The organism is Rathayibacter sp. AC451 (assembly GCF_979253095.1).
Genome location: NZ_CEEDBD010000001.1, coordinates 1,787,004 through 1,805,666, shown reverse-complemented (window position 1 = coordinate 1,805,666; position 18,663 = coordinate 1,787,004). Strand labels below are relative to the sequence as shown.

The window sequence follows — 18,663 nt, the reverse complement described above, 5'->3', positions numbered from 1 at the left end:
TTCGAGAGGTGCTGTTCGATGAAGAACGATCCCATCCGGGACGACGACCGGGACGCTCCGGTCACTGCCGCCCCCTGCCGGCTGACCGCCGCTCCCTCCCTCCGCCACCGGCGCGGCCTGCTCGCCGGAGCCACCGCCTTCGGCCTCCTCGCGGGCGCGCTGGTGCTGCCCTCGGCCCAGGCCGCGGAGCTCGAGCCGACCGTCCTTCTTCAGGAGGACTTCGAGGACGGCGCGTGGGATCCGCTGGTGCAGAACGGCGGCCCGACGCTCTCGGTGATCCCCGAGGGCGGCGACAAGGCGTTGCTCGTGCAGGGCCGCGCCAACGACTACGACGGGGTCAAGACTCCGGCGAACCTGCTCCAGCCGGGCGGCTCCTACACGATGTCGGCGCAGGTGCGCCTCGCCGGCCCGGCCGGCACGACGGCCTCGGCCCGCTTCGTCGTCGAGCCGAGCTACTCCTGGGTGGGGAACACGACCGTGACCTCCGACGCGTGGACCACGGTGAGCGGCACCTTCGCCGCTCCCGCCGGCGCCGACCCCGCGACCCTCCGCGCCTACATCGGCACGAGCGCGCTCGCCGGGCCGTACGACTACCTCCTGGACGACATCGTGATCACCGGCACCGCGGCTCCCGCGCCCGTCACCTGGCAGCCGACTCCCGACGCCTCCTTCGTGTCCGGAGGAGCGGTCGGAGCGACGACGACACCGGTGACCGCCGCGCGCGGCACCGGGAACCGGGTCGCGCTCACCTTCGACGACGGGCCCAACCCGGGCGAGACCACGGCGATCCTCGATCTGCTGAAGGCCCGCGGCATCCGCGCCACGTTCTGCGTGATCGGCCAGAACGTGCAGCAGGCGGGCGGAGCGGAACTGCTCCGGCGCATCGTCGCCGAGGGTCACACCCTCTGCAACCACGGCACCTCCTACGCCGACATGGGCTCGTGGACCCAGGCGCAGGTCGAGACCGACCTGAAGGCCAACCTCCGCATCATCCGCGAGGCCGTCGGCGACCCGTCGCTCGCGGTGCCGTACTTCCGTGCCCCCAACGGCAGCTGGGGCGCGACCGGCGCCGTGGCCGCGGCGCTGGGGATGCAGCCGCTGGGCCTGGGCTCGACCATCTCGGACTGGGACGGCAACGACCTCAGCGAGGCGACCCTGACGGCGAACCTCCGCGCCGCCTTCACGCCCGGCGCGATCGTCCTCGCCCACGACGGCGGAGGCGATCGCAGTGGCACGGTGAAGGCGGTCACGACCGTCGTCACCGAGAAGCAGGCCGAGGGCTGGGAGTTCGTGCTGCCCCAGGGCGGCCCCGCGGCGGCGGTGCAGCCGGGCCTCTCCTCCGACTTCGAGGACGGCCTCGACGGCTGGGCGGCCCGCGGCGACGGCGTGCAGGTCGCGACGAGCGCCGACGCGCACTCCGGATCGGGATCCCTCCTGGTCACGAACCGCACGCAGCCGTGGCACGGCGCGACGATCGACGCCACCGCCGGCATGCCCGTCGGCACCGCGGTCGGAGTGTCCGTCTGGGCGAAGCTCGCTCCCGGGCAGTCGCCCGCGGGGCTGAAGATCTCGGTGCAGCGCGACAACGGCGGCGGCAGCGCCTACGAGGGCGTCGCCGGAGCCGGCGCGCAGGTCACGGCCGACGGCTGGGTCCGGATGAGCGGCACCTACACCCTCGCGGCCGCGGCCGACCGGGTGCAGATCTACGTCGAGGGCCCCGTGGGCGTCGACTTCCTGCTCGACGACTTCGTCCTCGAGCCGATCGTCGAGACGCCGATCCAGAGCGATGTCCCCGCGCTGAAGGACGTGCTGGGCGCCGCCGGGATCGAGCACGTGGGGGTCGCCATCGACGCCCGCGAGACGGTCGGCACCGCCGCGGACCTCCTCCGCAAGCACTACAACGCCTTCACGCCCGAGAACGCGGGCAAGCCCGAGAGCGTGCAGCCCGTGGAGGGGCAGTTCACCTTCACGCAGCTCGACCAGCTGCTCGACTTCGCCGACGCCGAGGGCATCGACGTCTACGGGCACGTGCTGGCCTGGCACTCGCAGACCCCGGCGTGGTTCTTCCTCGACGGCACGCGACCGCTGACGAGCAGCCCCGCCGACCAGGCGCTGCTGAAGTCCCGGATGCGGGCGCACATCGCCGGGATCGCCGCGCACCTCGACGCGCGCTACCCCGACGGCGACAGCCCGGTCTGGGCCTGGGACGTCGTGAACGAGGTCATCGCGGACGGCGACACCGCGAATCCGCACGACATGCGGGACAGCCGCTGGTTCCAGGTGCTGGGCGAGGGCTTCGTCGACGAGGCGTTCCGTCTCGCCGACCAGTACTTCCCGGACGCCGAGCTGTTCATCAACGACTACAACACCGAGATGCCCGAGAAGCGGGCGGACTACGTGGAGCTCATCGCGGCCCTGCAGGCCCGCGGTGTGCCGATCGACGGAGTGGGCCACCAGGCCCACGTCGACGTCGCCCGGCCGGTGCAGTGGCTCGAGGACTCGATCGAGGCGGTCGAGGAGCTCGATCCCACGCTGCTCCAGGCGATCACCGAGCTCGACGTGAACGCGTCGACCGAGAACCAGGGTGCGGACGTCAGCGGCGCCCCGGTGGACCCGTACAGCCCGGCGTTCGAGGACGACGAGGACGCGGCGGCCGAGGTGGGCTACTACTACCGCGACCTGTTCGCGATGCTGCGCGAGCACGACTCGTCGATCGAGTCGGTGACCTTCTGGGGCATCAGCAACGCCCGCAGCTGGCTCCGGACATGGCCGATGGCGCGCCCGTGGGAGCAGCCGCTCCCGTTCGACGACGACCTCCAGGTCACTCCGGCCTACTGGGGCATCGTGGATCCGTCGAAGCTGCCCGCCCGCCCGGCGGACGTGCTCGCCCCCCGCATCGCCGACACGTCCGACGTGCGCGCGGTCTCGAACGGAGCGTCGGGGGCGAAGGTCTCGTACACGCTGCCGTCGGCGATCGACACGCGCGACGGAGCGGTCCGCCTGATCTGCACCCCGCCGAGCGGCAGCCGCTTCTCGATCGGCACCACGACCGTGACGTGCACGGCGAAGGACGCGGCCGGCAACACCCGGACCAGCACGTTCGACGTGATCGTCACGAGGAAGGTGCCCGGCAAGCCGTGATCCGGTGACTCGCCTTCCGCAGGCACGGCATCGCCCCCGTTCCCCGCTCGCGCGGAGGGCCGGGGGCGGTGCCGTGTGCTGGGCACCGTCACTGCAGGCGGCGGCGCTCCTGTGACAGGTGGTGCGGAGGCCGATCCGAGAGCCGGCTCGGTCGCGGCCCGCTCACCAGGGGACGGCCGACCCGCCCGCTCCGAGCCGGTAGACCTCGGTGCTCACCGGCGCGGCGTCGCCGGACTCGTACAGGCCCCGGGCGAGCGCCCGCAGGCCCTCCACCGCGTCGAGGTCGTCGCTGCCGCAGAGGTGCATCGCTGCGCGGTGGCCGATCGCGACCACCGGGTCGCCCGCCACGAACTCGTCGAACAGGTCGTGCAGCACGTCCGCGCGCAGGATCTGCGACGCCGCGAGGTCCTCGCGACCGGGCGGCGCCTCGAGGAGGAACCGACCGTCGCCTCCGCTGACGACGGCATCCACGCGGCCCAGCCAGGCGAGCGACTCCGCAGCGAGCGCGGAGCCGTCGAGTCCGAGCCGGGCGGCGCTCGCCGCCGTCACGTACTCCCACGCCGCGTCGCGCTCGAGGACGTAGGCCACGGTGAGGCCGGAGGCGTGGGTGCCGAGCACGGGCTCCGCGGTCGCCGCGAACCGGGAGAGCAGCACGTCGCGGGCGCGATCGTCCAGCACGAGCGGATACACCGGCACGGCGTCGGCGCCGACGCGGGCCCGCCCCGTGACGGGGTCGGCGATGACGGCGACCGCCTCCTGAGCACCGCCGACGGGGCGCCGCCGCGAGAAGAGCCCCATGATCAGCGCCGGGGCCCGGGTGCTCCGGGGGCGGGCGGGAGGTGCTCGAGGACGGGTTCGGCGGGGAAGCTCATGCGTCACATCCTCGTCGGTGCCGTACCGCTCCGCTCACAGCGCCGACACCCTGTCGCCGAGGAGCTTCGGGGTGACGCGCAGCAGCGTCGGCAGCAGCCGCGTGCTCACCGATCTGGGGCGCGAGATGGCCGAGCCGATCCGGGCGGTCGGCTCGTGGGTGCTGGCCACTCTGCCTCGGATCGAGAGCGCGCGGGAGCGCTTCGACGCCGGCGCCCGGGAGGCTGGAGCGGCGCCCCGCGCCTAGGGTGGGGGCGTGCCCTACGAACCGGATGCCGCGACTCCCGAGGACGCGTCGCCCTTCGCGCGACCGCTCGCCGAGCGCTCCCTCGACGACTACGTGCCGGGCCTGGTCCTCGAGCACGGCTCGTACCGGGTCACGAACGCCGAGATCATCGACTTCGGCCGCCGCTTCGATCCCCACGACATGCACGTCGATCCGGAGCTCGCCCGGAGCACACCGCTCGGCGGGCTCGCGGCCAGCGGCTGGCACACGACGGCGATGATGATGCGGATGCTGGTCGAGTCCTACCTCAACCAGGCGACCAGCATCGCCCTCGCCCGGCGTCGACGAGCTCCGCTGGTCGGCGCCGGTCCGGCCCGACGACGTCCTGCGCGCCCGCTTCACGGTCCTCGAGGCGCGTCGCTCCGCCTCCCGGCCCGATCGCGGTGTGGTCCGCACCCGGATCGAGCTGCTGAACCAGGATCGCGTCGCGGTGATGAGCCAGGTGATGACGAACCTGATCCTGCGCCGCGCCGAGGGCTGAGCGGTCGGCGCGCGCTCGCCCGGCGACCCTCCAAGAGTTGTCGTACTCGAGCTCGAGTACGACGACTTCTGGAGTCTCGCGCTCGAGGGCGATGACTTCTGAGCACTCGAACGTGTCGGGGCGCCGCGAGAGGTGGCCGCCTCGGCGAGGCGAGGCCGCTGTGACGAGGCGGGGTGATCCGGACTCCGGTGGCGACCTGCGGTCAGCCGTCGGCACTCCGCCGCGCGAGGATCGCGCCGTGGGGACGGGGGCCAGGCGCCTCCGCTGTGCGGGTGTGCGTCTCGAGGACCTCGAAGCCGACAGCACGGAGCTCGTCCGCGAGTGCCTCCGGCGGCCATCGGTACGCTGTGGTGATCGCGTGGTCGAAGGCCTCCACCTCCGAACCGGCGAAGAATCCCACGAGGAGCGTGCCGCCCGGCCGGGAGGACGCGCGCGAACTCGGCGAGTGCGCGCGGGAGGGCGCTCGGGCGGTGGTGGATCAGCGAGTACCAGGCCAGTACCCCGCCCAGGGCGCCGTCGCTCTCCTCCAGGGCGTCGATGTCGCCGACGGTGAAGGGCACCTCCGGGTGGGCCCGCCGAGCGAGCTCGATGAAGGTCGGCACGCGATCGACACCGCTGACGTCCAGGCCCCGTTCGGCCAGGTGGGCCGTCCACTGCCCGGGGCCGCATCCGGCGTCGAGCAGGCGTCCCTCCACGCTCCGCGCCCACGACGAGACGAGGTGCTCGTCCGACGGGTGCACTGAGGACATCGAGCCGAAGAGCGCGGCGTACTCCTCGGCGCGGGCGGAGTAGGACTGGACGATGTCCCCGCTCGACGACCGGCACGCCTCGGTGAGCAGTCGCATCGCCTTCGGTCCGACTCCGTGCAGCGCCGCCAGCGGAGCGAGATCCCGTCCGCGGAGGTCCTCGAGGGTGCGGATGCCGACGGCTGCGAGCGCTCGAAGTGCGGGGGCTCCGATCGCGGGGAGTGCGGTCATGTCGAGGCTCCGTTCTCGTCCGCGCCCCACTTCTCGAGCGCGGTGATCGCCTCGCGCAGCGCCAGCCCGCGGTCGGTCAGCGCGTAGGCGCGGGTGTTGTGCCGCAGGGGCAGGCGGGTCAGCACGCCGGCCGCCTCGAGCTCGCGGAGGCGCGTCGCCAGGATGTTCGTCGGCACGCCGAGGTCGCGCTGCAGGTCGCCGTAGCGCTGGGGCCCGTCGAGCAGCCGCTCCACAATGAGCAGGGCCCATCGGGCGCCGACGGCCTCGAGAGCCGCGGCGAGGTCGCTCATGCGGTCGGATCGACGTCCGGCTTCATCCAGAACGGCGAGTAGTGGTAGCCGTCGACGTCGTCGAACTGGCGCTGGTACATGAACGGGTAGTCGTCGGTGTCGCCGACCCGCCCACCGGCGGCCGCGGCGCGCTCGACGAGCTCGTCCACCGCCTCGCGGCTGGGCAGATCGAACGAGACCGTGATCTTCGAGGGCGTGCCGGGGCCGCCGATCAGGTCCTCGGTGCCGCCGACGCCCGCATACATCTCGCGGCTGCCGAGCATGACGTACTGCTCCGGAGCGATCGAGAAGCACGACACGTTGTGGTCCGACATCTCGGCGTTCAACGTCCAGCCGAGGGCGGTGTAGAAGGCGGTCGCGCGCTCGACGCTCTCGACCGGGCAGGTGAGGAAGAGGCTCATGGGAGTCATGCTTGCAAAATGCAAGTGCCTGCGCAAGAGCGGGACGGGCATCCCCGAACGCCTCGCGCCGCCCCCTGCCTCGCAGCGCCGTCGGCCCTCGTGATCGCTGGGGATCCCGAGCGCTCCTCAGCTGGCCGGAGCCTCCGTGATCTCGATCGGCAGCTCGGCGTCGATCCGGTCACCGCTCCCGGTGCGCACCGCGAGCACGGCCGCACCGAGGGGCAGATCGGAGGGGAGGTCGAAGGAGCCGCTGACGGTGGAGCGCTCGCCCTCGGGCGCCGGCCGGCCCAGCACGATCTCGTCGCCCATGGCCGACGGGGTGAGGGTGACCGCGACGTCCGAGGCGGCGCGGCTCGTACCTCCGGTGTCCTCGCACGTCTCGTGGATGAAGTCGGCGTGCACTCGGACGATGCCGCCGGGGTGCAGGGCCGACTCCCGCAGCTCGAGCTCCGGCATCGCGCAGGACGCGGCCGCGGTCGTTCCGGTGCAGCCGGCCGTCGCGAGGGCGAGACCGGCCAGCAGTGCGGCCGCTCCTGCGATCCGTCGACGCCTCGCGCGAGTCCGCGAGGAGCTCCGCGGCGCCGGTCTCGCGGCACCGCGGTCGCCCCGCGCGAGGGCACGGCCCGTGGTCACTCCGCCGGATCGACGACGAGGCCGACGCCGCCGCCGCGCCGCACGGGCTCGGCCGCTGCCGTCATGAGACCCGACGGGTCGACCTCGATCGCGGCCACCGCGCCGATCTGCGCGGCCGAGGTGAAGGAGTCGCCCGAGGGTGTCAGCTGCTGCCCGAAGGGGGCGAGGTCGTCGGCGTACGCCTCGATGAACTCGGGCTCGGCCGTGGTCGAGGCGGTGTTGCGCTGGGAGGCGCGGGGTGCGGCCACCGCCTCCGGCAGCGTCATGCCGAGGTCGATGCGGTTGACCAGCGTCTGGAGCACCGTGGTGATGATCGTCGATCCTCCGGGCGAGCCGACGACGAACTTCACCTTCCCGTCGTCGAGCACGATCGTCGGCGACATCGACGACCGCGGGCGCTTGCCCGGCTCGATGCGGTTCGGATCCGTGGCGACGTACACAGTGGAGAAGTCGGTGAGCTCGTTGTTGAGGAGGAACCCGCGTCCGGGGACGGTCATCCCCGAGCCGCCGGTCTGCTCGATCGTGAGCGTGTAGGACGCGGCGTTGCCCCACTTGTCGACGACGGAGAGGTGCGTGGTCGAGATGTTCTCGGTGTCGCTCTCCTGCACTGCGGCGGCGGTGGCGCATCCGGACCCGTCGAGAGCGCCGGGGGCGACGGGGCGGACCGAGGCCGTCGTCGGGTCGATCGTGCAGTCGCGCGAGTCGGCGAACTCCTGGCTGAGCAGAGTGCCGGTCGGGACATCGGTGAAGGCCGGGTCGCCGACGTAGGCGCCCCGGTCGGCGAAGGCGCGGGCGGACGCCTCGAGGTAGAGGTGCAGGGCGCTGCCCGTCTCCTCGGCGCCCAGGTCGTGGTTCTCGAGGATGTTGAGCGCCTCGCCCACGGCGATTCCTCCGGAGGAGGACGGCGCCATGCCGTAGACGTCGAGCCCGCGGTACGAGACGCGGGTGGGTGCCTGCTCGAGCACCGAGTAGGCGGCGAGGTCGGCCTCGGTGAGCGAGCCGGCCGGAGCGGGGAGCGCGGAGCCCTCGGCGACGCGGGGGTTCTGCACCGTGTCGGCGATCTCGGCGGCCAGTGGACCCTCGTAGAACGCGCTCGGACCGCGCAGGGCGATCCCGGCCAGCGTCTTGGCGAGATCCGGGTTGCGGAAGGTGCTGCCCACGCGCGGAGCGTCACCGCCGGGGAGGAACAGCTCGGCCGTGTCGGGGAACTCCTGGAACCGCTCGAGGTTGTCGAGCGTCTGGTTCCGGAAGGTCTCGTCGACCGGGAAGCCCTTCGCGGCCAGCGCGATGGACGGCGCCAGCACGGCGGGGAGCGGCAGGCTGCCGAAGCGGTCGACCGCGGTGTCCCAGGTGGCGACCGTGCCGGGGACTCCGACCGAGACGCCCGACGAGACGAGCTCGGGGGAGAAGCGGTACGGGGCGCCCGTCGCCGGGTCGAGGAAGGCGTCCGGAGTGATGCCCGCCGGCGCGGTCTCGCGACCGTCGATCGTGCTCACCGCGCCGGTGGCCGCATCGAAGTAGACGAAGTACCCGCCGCCGCCGATGCCGGCACTGTACGGCTCGGTCACGCCGAGAGCGGAGGCGGTCGCGACGGCGGCGTCCGCGGCGTTGCCGCCGGCCTTCAGCACCTCGAGCCCGACCCGGCTCGCGAGCGCATCGACCGACGAGACCGCTCCGCCGTAGCCGACCGAGGTCGCGGGCGCGACGACCGGGCCGCCGAGGTAGTCGCGGATCTGCTCGGGCGAGGGGAGGCGGCGGGTGTCGAGAGCGGACGCCGGCGCGGCACCCGCCACGGCGAGGGAGGCGACCGCGACCAGCGCGAGCGCTGTCCGTCGCAGAGCGTGTGTCGTGGCCATGGCGTTCCTCCGGGGAGTTCGGTGGGGTGCGAAGCTGAGTTCCCCCAACCTAGGGGCGCATCGCGTCGCGGACCACCCTTCCTCCCCAGGTCGGGCGGGTTCCTCCTCCGCATGATCGGGAGCCCGACGGCGCCTCGCGCCGGGGTGACGGCGCAGGCTGCGGAACACGGTGGGTCAGAACCCGGACGGCAGGACGAGAACGGCGAACGCAGTGGGGACGCCGGACTCGTAGGCCTCGACCGTCACCTCGGTCCGGTCGGCGTTCCTCCGGCCGAGCACGCAGGTGAAGACGAGGCTCTGGCCGGGCTCGTAGCGCCCGTCCCCGCCCGCGGCCGCCCTCGACGGGCCGACGAAGCAGAGGAAGTCGCGGGGCCCTCCGACGACGATCGGGCGGGCCGCGTCGGGCTCGGACGCGGTGAAGACCATCTCGTTCACGACCAGCGTCTCGGTGGCCGTGTTCGTGACCGTGAACGCCGTCTCGACGAGTCCCCCGTCCAGGACGGGCGTGCTCCACGTCCCGACCAGGCCCTCGAACGCCGTCGGTGGCGGTGTGCTCGCCTGCGCGGCGGGTGCGCTGACGGCGGCGACGATCAGGGGTGCCGACCAGCCGAACGACTGGGCGACCAGGCGGCGCGAGGGCCCGGAGGGGGAGGGCGGGGGCGTCGTCGGAGTCTCGGGTCACGGGTTCACGGTAGGGCCGTGCGTCACCGGGAGGAGGCCGTCGAGGTGTCCTCTTGCAGACATGTCCGCAAGAGGGCGCCGGTCGTGACGTGGAGCCCCGGATCCGCGCGCTGCTCCGGGCCTCGCCGATCCTCGAGGGCGCGGGGTCGCGCCGACAGCCTGAGCACCTCCCACGGCGTGTCAGCGCTAGAGGGGACAGTACTGCTCTATCCGGCAGTCGTCCTTCTTCGGTAAATTGTCAGCATCCCGGTCCTGATCGAGGGCGGCGCCGTGGGGTCGGTGCAGAAGCGGTGCTCCTCGCCGCTGTCGTCCCGTCGCTCCTCGACCCTGACCGAGTCCCGTCCCGCGACGCCGACGCCCTTCGGCGCGCGGGCCAGAGCCGCAGCACCGACCGGTCGGCCGTCGCGCCGACAGAATCGATGGAACCCTTGTCTTCTTCGTCCCCGAGCGCGCCGCCCGCGCGCGCCTTCCTCCGCCGCCTGGGCGTCCTGACCACGGCTCTCGCCGTCGGTGCGGGGCTCGCTCTCGCCGGCGCCGCGCCCGCCCAGGCCGGTGACGCCGGCCGCTACCTCGTGACCGTCGACTCGCGTGCCGTGTCGCAGGAGGTCGTCGCCGCGCTCGGTGTCAGCGACCTCGTCACCTACGAGGGCGGCACCGCCGGCTTCACCGCGACGCTCACCGCCCGCCAGCAGGCGCTCCTCGAGGCCGACCCCCGCGTGGTGGCCGTCGCGCCGGCCGACGTCCTCGTCGAGGGCCAGGCGCAGACCCTGCCCTCGCACGTGCTGACCGCCGAGGCGGACAAGGCCCCGGTCAGGGCCGGCGACGGAGTCACGAACTACTCCGGACCCGCCGTGGCCGTGATCGACTCGGGTGTGAACCCGAACGCGGACTACAACCTCAAGGAGCAGGTCAACTGCTTCGGGTCGGGCACCGCGTCCGACTCGAACGGGCACGGCACGGCCGTCTCCGGCTACATGGCCGCCTACGACGACGGGATCGGCACCGTGGGAGTCGCCCCGGGCGCTCCGATCTACTCGATCCGCGTCCTCGACGCGAACAACAAGGGCACCGCCGAGAACATCGTCTGCGCGCTCGACTGGGTGTCGAAGAACGCCGCGTCCCGCAACATCAAGGTCGTCAACATGTCCCTGGCCGCCGTCGGCGCCGACGACAACAACTGCGGGCGGACGAACAACGACGTCATGCACCAGATGGTGTGCGAGGTCGTCGGCAAGGGCGTCACGATCGTGAGCTCGGCCGGCAACGCGTCGACCCCGAAGAGCCTCGCCGGCGCTGTCCCCGCGGCCTACGACGAGGTCCTGACCGCGACGAACATGGCGAACTACGACGGTAAGCCGGGCTCTCTGGCCGCCGTGCCGTGCGCGAACGTGACCACCAAGGACGACACGGTCGCCATCAACAGCAACTACGCGACGGCGGCCGACCAGGCGCACACCATCGCGGCTCCCGGCATGTGCCCGTACACCACCAAGCTCGGCGGCGGCTACGCCTACGTCCAGTCCGGCACCAGCATGTCGGCCGCGGCCGTCAGCGGCGTCGTCCTCGACTGCCTCAGCTCCGGAGGATCCTGCGTCGGCAAGGCGCCCGCGCAGGTCCGCAGCCAGGTCATCGCGCAGGCGAAGGCCGCGACCGAGCGCGGCCGCTCCTTCCAGGGCGACCCGACCCGTCCCACCGCCGGCAAGTACTTCGGCTACGCGATCAGCACCATCCCCGTCGGCTCCGTGCCCGCGCCCTCGCCGACCGCGACTCCGAAGCCGACGGCGACCGCGACCCCCTCGCCGACCGCGACTCCGAAGCCCACGGCCACCGCGACCGCGACCCCGCGGCCCACGGCGACCGCGACCACCGCGCCGGTGGACACGGTGAAGCCGACCGTCCGGATCACGTCCCCCGCCTCGGGGACGACCGTCACCGGGACGATCCGCCTCGTCGCCGCAGCCAGTGACGACGTCGGAGTGACCGCCGTCGCGTTCTACGCGAGCGGCACGAAGCTCGGCAACGGAGTGAAGCAGGCCGACGGCTCGTGGACGCTCTCGGCGAGCTCGTCCGCGTACCCCAACGGCTCCTACTCCGTGACCGCGAAGGCGCAGGACAGGGCCGGCAACGTCACCACGAGCGCCGCTATCACGCTGCGCGTCGCCAACTGACGCGACTGAGCTGATCCGAGGAGGGGGTGCGCCGCGAGGCGCACCCCCTCTGCTGTCCCCTCGGGCCGGCCCTCACCTCCCGGGATCGGGCAGGTGCGGCGGGACCGGCCCGATCCGGTGCACGACAGCCGTCACTCGCCCCGCCCGTCGAGTCCCAGCGTCGTCACCAGCTCCGCGACCCGCACCCGGCCGGTGGCGTCGAGACCGCGGACCGGGCGAGGCAGGCTGTCCACCGCGACGAGTCCCAGGTGCTCGGCGATCGCGGCGATGACCCGGTAGCTGCCGCCGTGCTCCGCGAACAGGTCCCACAACGGCTGCAGCCGCTCCGACTCCGCCGCCGCGGCAGCGTCATCGCCCGCCTGCACCGCGCGGGTGATCGTCAGCGCGGGCGACGGGAGTGTTCCGCCGAGGACCGAGTACCAGGCGTCGCAGCCGCTGCTCAGCCCGAGAGCGGCGGAGGGATCGCCGGACACTCCGAGGGTCACCCCGGCGCCCACGCGCTCGCGGATCGTCCTCACCCGTCGACCCGCGGCCTCACGACCCGCGGGGACGCCGGGGATCTTCAGGGAGGCGACGTGAGGGAGTCGAGCGACGGCCGAGTAGAGGTCGTCGCTGAAGGTGACGTGCGTCGTGCGGGGGTTGTCGTAGACCACCAGCGGGACGGAGACGTGCCCGGCGACGTCCTCGAACAGGCCGAACACCTCGTCGTCCGTCAGCGGCTGGTAGGTGACCGGAGCCAGCAGCAGCGCGCTCGCGCCCGCGTTCTGCGCGTCCTCGGCGAGGGCGAGCACCTGCGATGTCCGCAGCGCGCCGATCCCGACCACGACGGGGACCGCTCCGGCGTGCGCGACGGCGGACGCGGCGACGCGGCGGCGCTCCTCGCGGTCGAGGTAGAGGTAGGAGCCGGTCGAGCCCAGAGCGGTGATCGAGTCGACCCCCGCTCGGACCAGGCGCTCGACGAGAGCGGCGAACGCCCGCTCGTCGACCGCGTCGTCCTCGAGAGGTGTGAGAGGGAAGGCGCTGAGTCCGGTGAGCATGACGGTCCGATCCGCGGGTCGAGGGGCGACGACCCAGTGTCCTCGTCGAGGGGGACGACGCACCATGCCAGAAGGAGCGGTCAGGGGAGGACCACGGCGGTCCGCGCGTTCGATCCGCGCACGCGCGGCCGGTGGTGTCACCCCCTGGAAGGGGGTGACATCTGACCGGTCCGCGACGGCCGGAACGGCGCCGTCGAGCGAGGCGCCCTGACATGCTGAGCGGGTGCTCCATCGACGACGAGGTCGGCGGTGAGCGTCACTGACGCCACCGCGATCCGCGACCTGATCCCTCGCATCGCCGACGGCGACACCGCCGCGTTCGAGCGGTTCTACGCTCTCACCGCCGCGCAGGTCCTCCGGATCACGCACTCCGTTCTGCGCGACCGCGCCCAGGCGGAGGAGGTGGCGCAGGAGGTGTTCCTCGAGGTCTGGCAGAACGCCCGCCGTCTCGATCCCGACCGCGCGGGCCTGATCTCGACGATGGCGCGTCGCCGGGCGATCGACCGCGTGCGCGCCACCCGGTCGTCGCGGGAGCGGGATCACGCCTTCGCGACTCTCGACTACCGGCCGGAGCGGGACGCCACCGCCGAGCAGGGGGACGTCCGGTTCGTCTTCGCGCCCGTCGCCGCCGCGGTCCGGGCGCTGCCCCGCGTCCAGCGCGAGGTGCTCGTGCTCGCCTACGTCCAGGGCTGCAGCCACTCCGAGATCGCCCGCGCCCTGGAGCTGCCGCTCGGCACCGTGAAGACGCGGCTGCGCGACGCGATCCTGCGGCTGCGCTCCCGTCTCGCCTCCGCCGCGCCGCGCTGAGACCCCGCGGGGACGCCCGGTCGGACGCGGCGACGGACCGTTATGAGAAGGAGACGCTCCACGGTCCCGGCCCGCTGTCGGCGCTGTCGGCGGACTGCTAGAAATCGAGAGGAACGCCCGGGGGAAACGATGGTGCGTCTCGACCGACGACCCACCTCTCGATGAAGGACACCACCGTGCCTGCTCCCTCTTCCCGCGCCCGCTCGGCGCGCTCCCTCCTCACCGTCCTGGCGGCCTCCAGCCTCGCTCTCGGAGGGGTGCTGATCGTCGCGCCGTCGGCGAGCGCCTCGACGACCCCGAGCACGGCGCCCACTGCGACTGCGACTGCGACTGCGACTGCGACCCCGACGGCGGCACCGACATCGTCTGCGACGCCGATCGCGACTCCGACTCCGACGGGAACCGCGACCGCGACCCCGACGCCCACCGCCGCACCCGTCGCGACGCCGCCCGCCACCGCACCGGCGGAGCCGACTCCGACCGCCGCCCCGGCGCCCGTCGACGACACCTGCTTCGAGGACCTCGGAGGCGTTCCCAGCGCCACCACCACCGAGCCGGTCGGGACGACCGCCGTCGCGCCCGGCGGCCTCGTCGTGCACCTCGAGCCCCTGACGATCCGCGACTGCGTCGTCTCGGGCGAGATCCGCGTGGTGGCGACCGCGGTCCTCGACACCGACGGCGACTACACGCCTCCGACCTCGCGCTGGTACGACCTCGCCGAGTTCGCCGACGGAGGCGACATCCCGCTGGCCGTGTCCCCGGGCTCGTACTTCGTCTTCGCCGAGTACATCGCCCGCGCCGAGGGCGAGGCCGACCTCGAGCACGCCTTCTACGTCCACTTCGTCGACGGCGCCCCCGGCTACTTCGCCGTGCCGCCCGCGCCGGCGGCCGCTTCCCCGTCGGCCCGCCCGACCGCGGCCACGACCGGAGCGCGCCTCGCCGAGACGGGAGCCGGCACCTCCGCACCGCTGCTCGGCGCCGGCGTCCTGCTCGCCGCTGGCGGCGCACTCCTGATCGCCCGTCGGCGCACCGCCCGGGTCTGAGCGCCCGTCGGGGTGCCCGCGACCGCACGAGCGGATGACGGCACCCCGACTCCCGACCGTGCTCGGTCGCCGCCCGGCGAGTGGAGGACCAGCCTCGCAGTGCGGATCGCTCCGCGGCGGTCAGTCGGAGCCGAGCGTGCTCTTCGGGTACTCGCCGAAGCGCCGCTCGTACGAGGCCGAGAAGCGTCCGAGGTGCGCGAAGCCCCACCGGTGCGCCACCTCGGCCACGGTGACCGTTCCGGCCTCGCCGGCGCGCAGCTCGGTGTGCACGCGATCGAGGCGGATGCGGCGGAGGTGGTCGAGCGGAGTGACGTCGAGCTCGCGACGGAACGTGCTCTGGAGCACCCGCACGCTGAGGCCGGCGGCGGCGGCGACGTCCTCCATCCGCACGGGGAGGTGGGCGTGGGCGTGCAGGTACTCGATCGCCGTGCGGAGCCGGTCGCTCGTGGGCAGCGCGAGCGGCGTCGACACGGCGAGGCCGATGTGGGGGAAGGTGTCGAGCAGGGCGATCGCGGCAGAGCGGTTGGCCTCGCTGCGCAGGAGGGCGGGGCTGTCCGGGTCCTGGATCACGCGGGCGACGGTCGCGACGGTGCCGGCCCAGCGCTGCAGGGCCTCGCCGGTGGGGTGCGATCGGGTGTCGAAGAGCAGCGGTCCCGCGGAGCCCTCGTGCTCGGCGGCGACCCTCTCGAGGAACTCGCCGTCGAAGTGCATCAGGTTCTGCCGGTGGTCGGCGAAGTCGAACTCGGCCGGTCGGCCGGCGACGAACATCGCCGGTCGGCCGTGGTCCAGCCGCACGGCGTCGCCGGTGAGGTCCAGCGCTCCGGAGCCGGCGGTGATCCAGGAGACGATGTACTCGCCCTCGGTGCGGATCGTCCCGCGGATCGAGCCGCGGAAGAGGTTGCCGCGGAGGGTCAGCTCGTCGTCTCCGACGGAGGTGTAGCGGTAGGAGAAGTCCTCGCCGGTCCGCCCGGCGGTGAATCCGCCGCCGTTGTACTCGCCCTGCAGGAGCGAGAGGGCCTCGTCGAAGTCGCTGCCGGCGATCTCGGAGCGCACGAAACGGTCGGCGTCCTCGTTCATCACGGGCAAGGGTCCCACGGATGCGGCGCCTCGACCTGAGAACGCCCGCGGCGGCTTCGCTGCGAGGACACGTGAGGACCCGGCGACGCTCACGCCGCGCGGAGCAGGACGCCCTCGGGGCCGATCGTCTTCGTCATCGCGAGGACGGTCGCCGTGCGGAACTGCGAGAACAGGTGCGTGCGGTGCGCCACGTCGCTCTCGACGGTCAGCGCGAACATCCTGCCGCGGGCGGCGGAGGACCAGCTGCGGATGTCGCCCGCGCCGATGCGGAGGATCCCGCTCTCCTCGCCCAGGTAGACGGCGTCGGCGGTGATGGCGACGCTCCCGCCGCCGTCGTGGTCCGACGTCGAGCACGCGAAGAGCGGGGTGACGTCGGCGGGCACTCCGGGAGCAGCGGGGGGAGAAGTCCAGGAAGTCGGCACCCGACCCGTCCACTGCGCTCATCGCGACCACCCCCTCCTCCTCATTATCGACAGGACCCGCGCCGCGACGGGCTCCCGGCACCGACCCTTGCCATCTCGCGACGTGTCTGAGTGCCCGCGCGCGACGGGCAGCTCTTCCGCGCAGACGCGAACGCCGACCGGCACTCCCGGAGGAGCGCCGGTCGGCGGTGGCTGGTCCGGCGCGTCAGCGCTGGACGAGCGGGATCGCGATGTCGGTGACGTCCGCTCCGAGAGTGCCGAGCGAGGTGGCGGTGCCGTTCAGCAGGCCGACCTCGTAGAGCGACCCGTTGACGGCGGCGAGGCCGATCGAGGCGACGGAGCTGCCGCCGCGGAGCACGGAGTACACGTCGAAGCCGGTGACGCCGGCGGCGTCGACTCCGAGCTTCCCGGTCGGCGCCAGCGAGCCCGCGTTGGCCGGCGACTGGATCGCGATCTGGTCGAGGGCGGTGTCGAGCACGAAGAGAGTGGTGGCCGTCGCCGGGTCGAGATCGTTGTTCGTGTACGCGGCCCCGTTCACGCCGGTGGCCACGGCCGGCGCGGCGTAGCTCAGCGCGCCGTCGGACACCGTGGCGGCGCCCGGGGTGGCGAACGGCTGACGGAGGTTCTGGCCGGTGTCGCTGATGACGCGGAGCGCGTTGGCGGCGGGGTTGAAGTCGACGCCGAAGCTGGTGCCGCTGAGCGCGACGGTGAGCCGGGTGACCGGGGTGGCCACTCCGGTCTTCGCGTCGAGGGAGTAGACGCCGGCGCTCGCCGCGGAGTTCCCGACTCCGTAGAGGCTGCCGTCCTGAACGCGGTAGTCGATGCCGACGAGAGGCGGTGTCGCCGCCGGTCAGCCCGCTGACGGCGACCCGGCCGGTGACCGTGCCGGGCTTGGTGGGGTTGAACTGCACGAGTCCGGTGCCGCCGTCGGCGAGACCGACGACGCGCAGCGTGCGCGCCACCGAGCGGGCGGCGTCGACCAGACCCCTGTCGGCGGCGCTGACCGAGGCGCTGCGCGACTCGTTGCTGGCTGCGGCGGGAGCGGCACTGCTCGCACCTGCGACGACGGGCGCCACGGCCAGCACGCCCGCCACGGCGACGGCGGTGATACCTACGGAGAAAGTCCTGCTCATGGTGTACTCCTTGACGCTTCGGTCGCCGGAGATCGGCGACTCGCAGGGAGGTACTGCCCGGCAGGCGCGAGCGTTCACCCGACGGCGCGATTCTCCGCATCGCCGTCGCGAGGGGTCGGCTCAGCTGTGCGTCGTGTTCTGCCGGATCTCGTCGAGACTGACCTCCGGAGCGCCGCCGGCGGCCGCCTCCGGGTCCATCCAGACGAAGTCCCAGTGGTGGCCGTCGAGGTCGTCGAAGCTCTTCGAGTACATGAAGCCGTGGTCCTGCTCGCCCGCGGGTGCCGCGCCCGCGGCGAGGGCCTTCGCGTGGAGCGAGTCGACCTCCTCCCTGCTGTCGGCGCTGAGGGCGAGCTGCACCTCGGTCGAGGTGGTGGCGTCGATGATCGGCTTGCTGGTGAACTCGGCGAAGAACTCCCGCGTGAGCAGCATCGCGACGATCGTGTCGCTGATCACCACGCTGACGGCGTTCTCGTCGCTGAACCCCTCGTTGATGGAGTATCCGAGCGACTCGTAGAACGCCCGGGACCGGGCGAGATCGCTGACGGCCAGGTTGACGAAGATCATGGTGGGCATCGGTGCGCCGCTTCCCTCGAGGTGCCGGTGGCCCGCCGCCGCCGGTCGTCCCTGAATGATGATGAGCGCTCCACGACGGTGTCAAGAGACGCGGCCCGGCCCGCGGCGACGGCCGGCAGTGCTCTCACGTCGCGAGCGAGCGCCCGGACCGACGACCCCCGGGAACCGCCGTCACTCGACGGCTGCCGGGCGCAGGCGGGACTCGATCACGACGACGTCGTCGCCGTACTCGGCATCCGCTTCGGCCTGCAGGGTGCCGTCGTCGTGGACGACGACGACCCACGCTCGGCCGCGATGCTCACCGAGACCGAGCAGACCCGTCACCGTACCCATCGCGTTCGAGTAGTCCTCGATGGCCCGCGCGACTGCGTCGGCGTTCGAGGGGTCGCCCGGCGTCGGTTCGGGCCGCGGCGTCGCGGTCGACGGAGCGAAGGGGTCCGAGAAGACCGGTGTGCGCGTGAGAGTGAAGGAGGTGCCGTCCCACGTCCCGACGACGTCGTAGTCGCCCCACGTGCTGCCGGACAGGCTCTCCTCTCCCTCGACGTCGTCCCAGTCCCACCCGGTGATGGTCGGTCCACCGCACGCGGGTGGGAGGGACTGGCCGACAGCGCCCAGGCAGAGCTCCGCCCCGTCGCCGTCGTCGAGGACGAAGGCGCGTGCGGTCAGCTCACGGCGCGTGCCCTCCGTGGGCACGACGCTGCCGTCGACCACGGGTGCCGAGGCGCACCCGCTGAGAACGGCGACGGCGCAGAGCAACGGCACAGCGGCGATCCGGATGCTCATGCGA

At 72.9% G+C, this 18,663-nt stretch carries 17 protein-coding genes and 2 pseudogenes; 6 read left to right on the top strand and 13 right to left on the bottom strand.

Annotated elements, in window-relative coordinates:
* Window positions 1-18 precede the first annotated feature (18 nt).
* Window positions 19-3,141: an endo-1,4-beta-xylanase gene (locus AC0CID_RS08620; protein WP_465226475.1), complete on the top strand. Its 3,123-nt coding sequence runs from the start codon at window positions 19-21 to the stop codon at window positions 3,139-3,141.
* Between the two features lie 162 nt (window positions 3,142-3,303).
* On the opposite strand, the gene AC0CID_RS08615 is transcribed toward AC0CID_RS08620, so the two are convergent.
* Window positions 3,304-3,939, bottom strand: coding sequence for a DUF1444 domain-containing protein (locus AC0CID_RS08615; protein WP_465226474.1), 636 nt, complete (start codon window positions 3,937-3,939; stop codon window positions 3,304-3,306).
* A gap of 145 nt (window positions 3,940-4,084) precedes the next feature.
* On the opposite strand from AC0CID_RS08615, the gene AC0CID_RS08610 reads away from it, so the two are divergent.
* Together AC0CID_RS08610 and AC0CID_RS08605 are read left to right on the top strand one after the other, a co-directional pair.
* A complete protein-coding gene (locus AC0CID_RS08610) occupies window positions 4,085-4,258 on the top strand; it encodes a hypothetical protein (RefSeq protein ID WP_465226473.1) in 174 nt (57 codons plus the stop codon).
* A gap of 9 nt (window positions 4,259-4,267) precedes the next feature.
* Window positions 4,268-4,540, top strand: a pseudogene (locus tag AC0CID_RS08605) (MaoC/PaaZ C-terminal domain-containing protein); the annotation flags it as partial.
* Between the two features lie 711 nt (window positions 4,541-5,251).
* Here AC0CID_RS08605 and AC0CID_RS08600 read toward each other — a convergent pair.
* The 6 genes and pseudogenes from AC0CID_RS08600 to AC0CID_RS08575 all read right to left on the bottom strand — a co-directional run.
* A pseudogene (locus tag AC0CID_RS08600) lies at window positions 5,252-5,527 on the bottom strand (class I SAM-dependent methyltransferase); the annotation flags it as partial.
* A gap of 224 nt (window positions 5,528-5,751) precedes the next feature.
* Window positions 5,752-6,045: a winged helix-turn-helix transcriptional regulator gene (locus AC0CID_RS08595; RefSeq protein WP_207406127.1), complete on the bottom strand. Its 294-nt coding sequence runs from the start codon at window positions 6,043-6,045 to the stop codon at window positions 5,752-5,754.
* Window positions 6,042-6,446, bottom strand: coding sequence for a VOC family protein (locus AC0CID_RS08590; protein WP_465228070.1), 405 nt, complete (start codon window positions 6,444-6,446; stop codon window positions 6,042-6,044). Before AC0CID_RS08590 ends, AC0CID_RS08595 begins: the two co-directional genes overlap by 4 nt.
* A 126-nt stretch (window positions 6,447-6,572) precedes the next feature.
* On the bottom strand, window positions 6,573-7,079 hold the full coding sequence (locus tag AC0CID_RS08585) for a hypothetical protein (protein ID WP_465226472.1): 507 nt from the start codon (window positions 7,077-7,079) through the stop codon (window positions 6,573-6,575).
* A complete protein-coding gene (gene ggt, locus AC0CID_RS08580) occupies window positions 7,076-8,935 on the bottom strand; it encodes a gamma-glutamyltransferase (protein WP_465226471.1) in 1,860 nt (619 codons plus the stop codon). The genes AC0CID_RS08585 and ggt overlap by 4 nt, the downstream gene beginning before the upstream one ends.
* 174 nt (window positions 8,936-9,109) lie before the next feature.
* On the bottom strand, window positions 9,110-9,370 hold the full coding sequence (locus AC0CID_RS08575) for a hypothetical protein (protein WP_465226470.1): 261 nt from the start codon (window positions 9,368-9,370) through the stop codon (window positions 9,110-9,112).
* Window positions 9,371-10,044: 674 nt separating this feature from the next.
* Between AC0CID_RS08575 and AC0CID_RS08570 the strand changes: the two genes are divergently transcribed.
* The gene (locus AC0CID_RS08570) at window positions 10,045-11,784 is read left to right on the top strand and encodes a S8 family serine peptidase (RefSeq protein ID WP_465226469.1); all 1,740 of its coding nucleotides are present in this window, start codon (window positions 10,045-10,047) and stop codon (window positions 11,782-11,784) included.
* A gap of 131 nt (window positions 11,785-11,915) precedes the next feature.
* Here AC0CID_RS08570 and AC0CID_RS08565 read toward each other — a convergent pair whose 3' ends face one another.
* Complete coding sequence (locus tag AC0CID_RS08565) at window positions 11,916-12,821, bottom strand: dihydrodipicolinate synthase family protein (protein WP_465226468.1); 906 nt, start codon at window positions 12,819-12,821, stop codon at window positions 11,916-11,918.
* Window positions 12,822-13,070: 249 nt separating this feature from the next.
* Here AC0CID_RS08565 and AC0CID_RS08560 point away from each other — a divergent pair, with 249 nt between their 5' ends.
* Both AC0CID_RS08560 and AC0CID_RS08555 read left to right on the top strand, forming a co-directional pair.
* Window positions 13,071-13,628 carry a sigma-70 family RNA polymerase sigma factor gene (locus AC0CID_RS08560; RefSeq protein WP_465226467.1) on the top strand — a complete coding sequence of 186 codons (558 nt, stop codon included), beginning with the start codon at window positions 13,071-13,073 and terminating at the stop codon, window positions 13,626-13,628.
* Between the two features lie 161 nt (window positions 13,629-13,789).
* A complete protein-coding gene (locus AC0CID_RS08555; RefSeq protein ID WP_465226466.1) occupies window positions 13,790-14,671 on the top strand; it encodes an LPXTG cell wall anchor domain-containing protein in 882 nt (293 codons plus the stop codon).
* Between the two features lie 120 nt (window positions 14,672-14,791).
* On the opposite strand, the gene AC0CID_RS08550 is transcribed toward AC0CID_RS08555, so the two are convergent.
* The 5 genes from AC0CID_RS08550 to AC0CID_RS08530 all read right to left on the bottom strand — a co-directional run bounded on the left by AC0CID_RS08550 (window position 14,792) and on the right by AC0CID_RS08530 (window position 18,659).
* Complete coding sequence (locus AC0CID_RS08550; RefSeq protein WP_465226465.1) at window positions 14,792-15,748, bottom strand: helix-turn-helix transcriptional regulator; 957 nt, start codon at window positions 15,746-15,748, stop codon at window positions 14,792-14,794.
* A gap of 89 nt (window positions 15,749-15,837) precedes the next feature.
* Window positions 15,838-16,131 (bottom strand): hypothetical protein, encoded by a 294-nt coding sequence (locus AC0CID_RS08545; protein ID WP_465226464.1) that lies wholly within the window; start codon window positions 16,129-16,131, stop codon window positions 15,838-15,840.
* A gap of 244 nt (window positions 16,132-16,375) precedes the next feature.
* Window positions 16,376-16,993 carry a DUF4394 domain-containing protein gene (locus AC0CID_RS08540; protein ID WP_465228069.1) on the bottom strand — a complete coding sequence of 206 codons (618 nt, stop codon included), beginning with the start codon at window positions 16,991-16,993 and terminating at the stop codon, window positions 16,376-16,378.
* Between the two features lie 430 nt (window positions 16,994-17,423).
* Window positions 17,424-17,876 (bottom strand): VOC family protein, encoded by a 453-nt coding sequence (locus AC0CID_RS08535; protein WP_465226463.1) that lies wholly within the window; start codon window positions 17,874-17,876, stop codon window positions 17,424-17,426.
* Window positions 17,877-18,047: 171 nt separating this feature from the next.
* The gene (locus AC0CID_RS08530) at window positions 18,048-18,659 is read right to left on the bottom strand and encodes a hypothetical protein (protein WP_465226462.1); all 612 of its coding nucleotides are present in this window, start codon (window positions 18,657-18,659) and stop codon (window positions 18,048-18,050) included.
* Between the last annotated feature and the right edge of the window lie 4 nt (window positions 18,660-18,663).

Excerpts from the sequence above, each read along its gene's own strand:
- AC0CID_RS08615 (WP_465226474.1), bottom strand. The coding sequence starts at position 3,939 with ATGGGGCTCTTCTCGCGGCGGCGCCCCGTCGGCGGTGCTCAGGAGGCG.
- AC0CID_RS08565 (WP_465226468.1), bottom strand. The coding sequence starts at position 12,821 with ATGCTCACCGGACTCAGCGCCTTCCCTCTCACACCTCTCGAGGACGAC.
- AC0CID_RS08550 (WP_465226465.1), bottom strand. The coding sequence starts at position 15,748 with ATGAACGAGGACGCCGACCGTTTCGTGCGCTCCGAGATCGCCGGCAGC.
- AC0CID_RS08620 (WP_465226475.1), top strand. The coding sequence starts at position 19 with ATGAAGAACGATCCCATCCGGGACGACGACCGGGACGCTCCGGTCACT.
- ggt (WP_465226471.1), bottom strand. The coding sequence starts at position 8,935 with ATGGCCACGACACACGCTCTGCGACGGACAGCGCTCGCGCTGGTCGCG.
- AC0CID_RS08555 (WP_465226466.1), top strand. The coding sequence starts at position 13,790 with ATGAAGGACACCACCGTGCCTGCTCCCTCTTCCCGCGCCCGCTCGGCG.
- AC0CID_RS08530 (WP_465226462.1), bottom strand. The coding sequence starts at position 18,659 with ATGAGCATCCGGATCGCCGCTGTGCCGTTGCTCTGCGCCGTCGCCGTT.
- AC0CID_RS08535 (WP_465226463.1), bottom strand. The coding sequence starts at position 17,876 with ATGCCCACCATGATCTTCGTCAACCTGGCCGTCAGCGATCTCGCCCGG.
- AC0CID_RS08590 (WP_465228070.1), bottom strand. The coding sequence starts at position 6,446 with ATGAGCCTCTTCCTCACCTGCCCGGTCGAGAGCGTCGAGCGCGCGACC.
- AC0CID_RS08595 (WP_207406127.1), bottom strand. The coding sequence starts at position 6,045 with ATGAGCGACCTCGCCGCGGCTCTCGAGGCCGTCGGCGCCCGATGGGCC.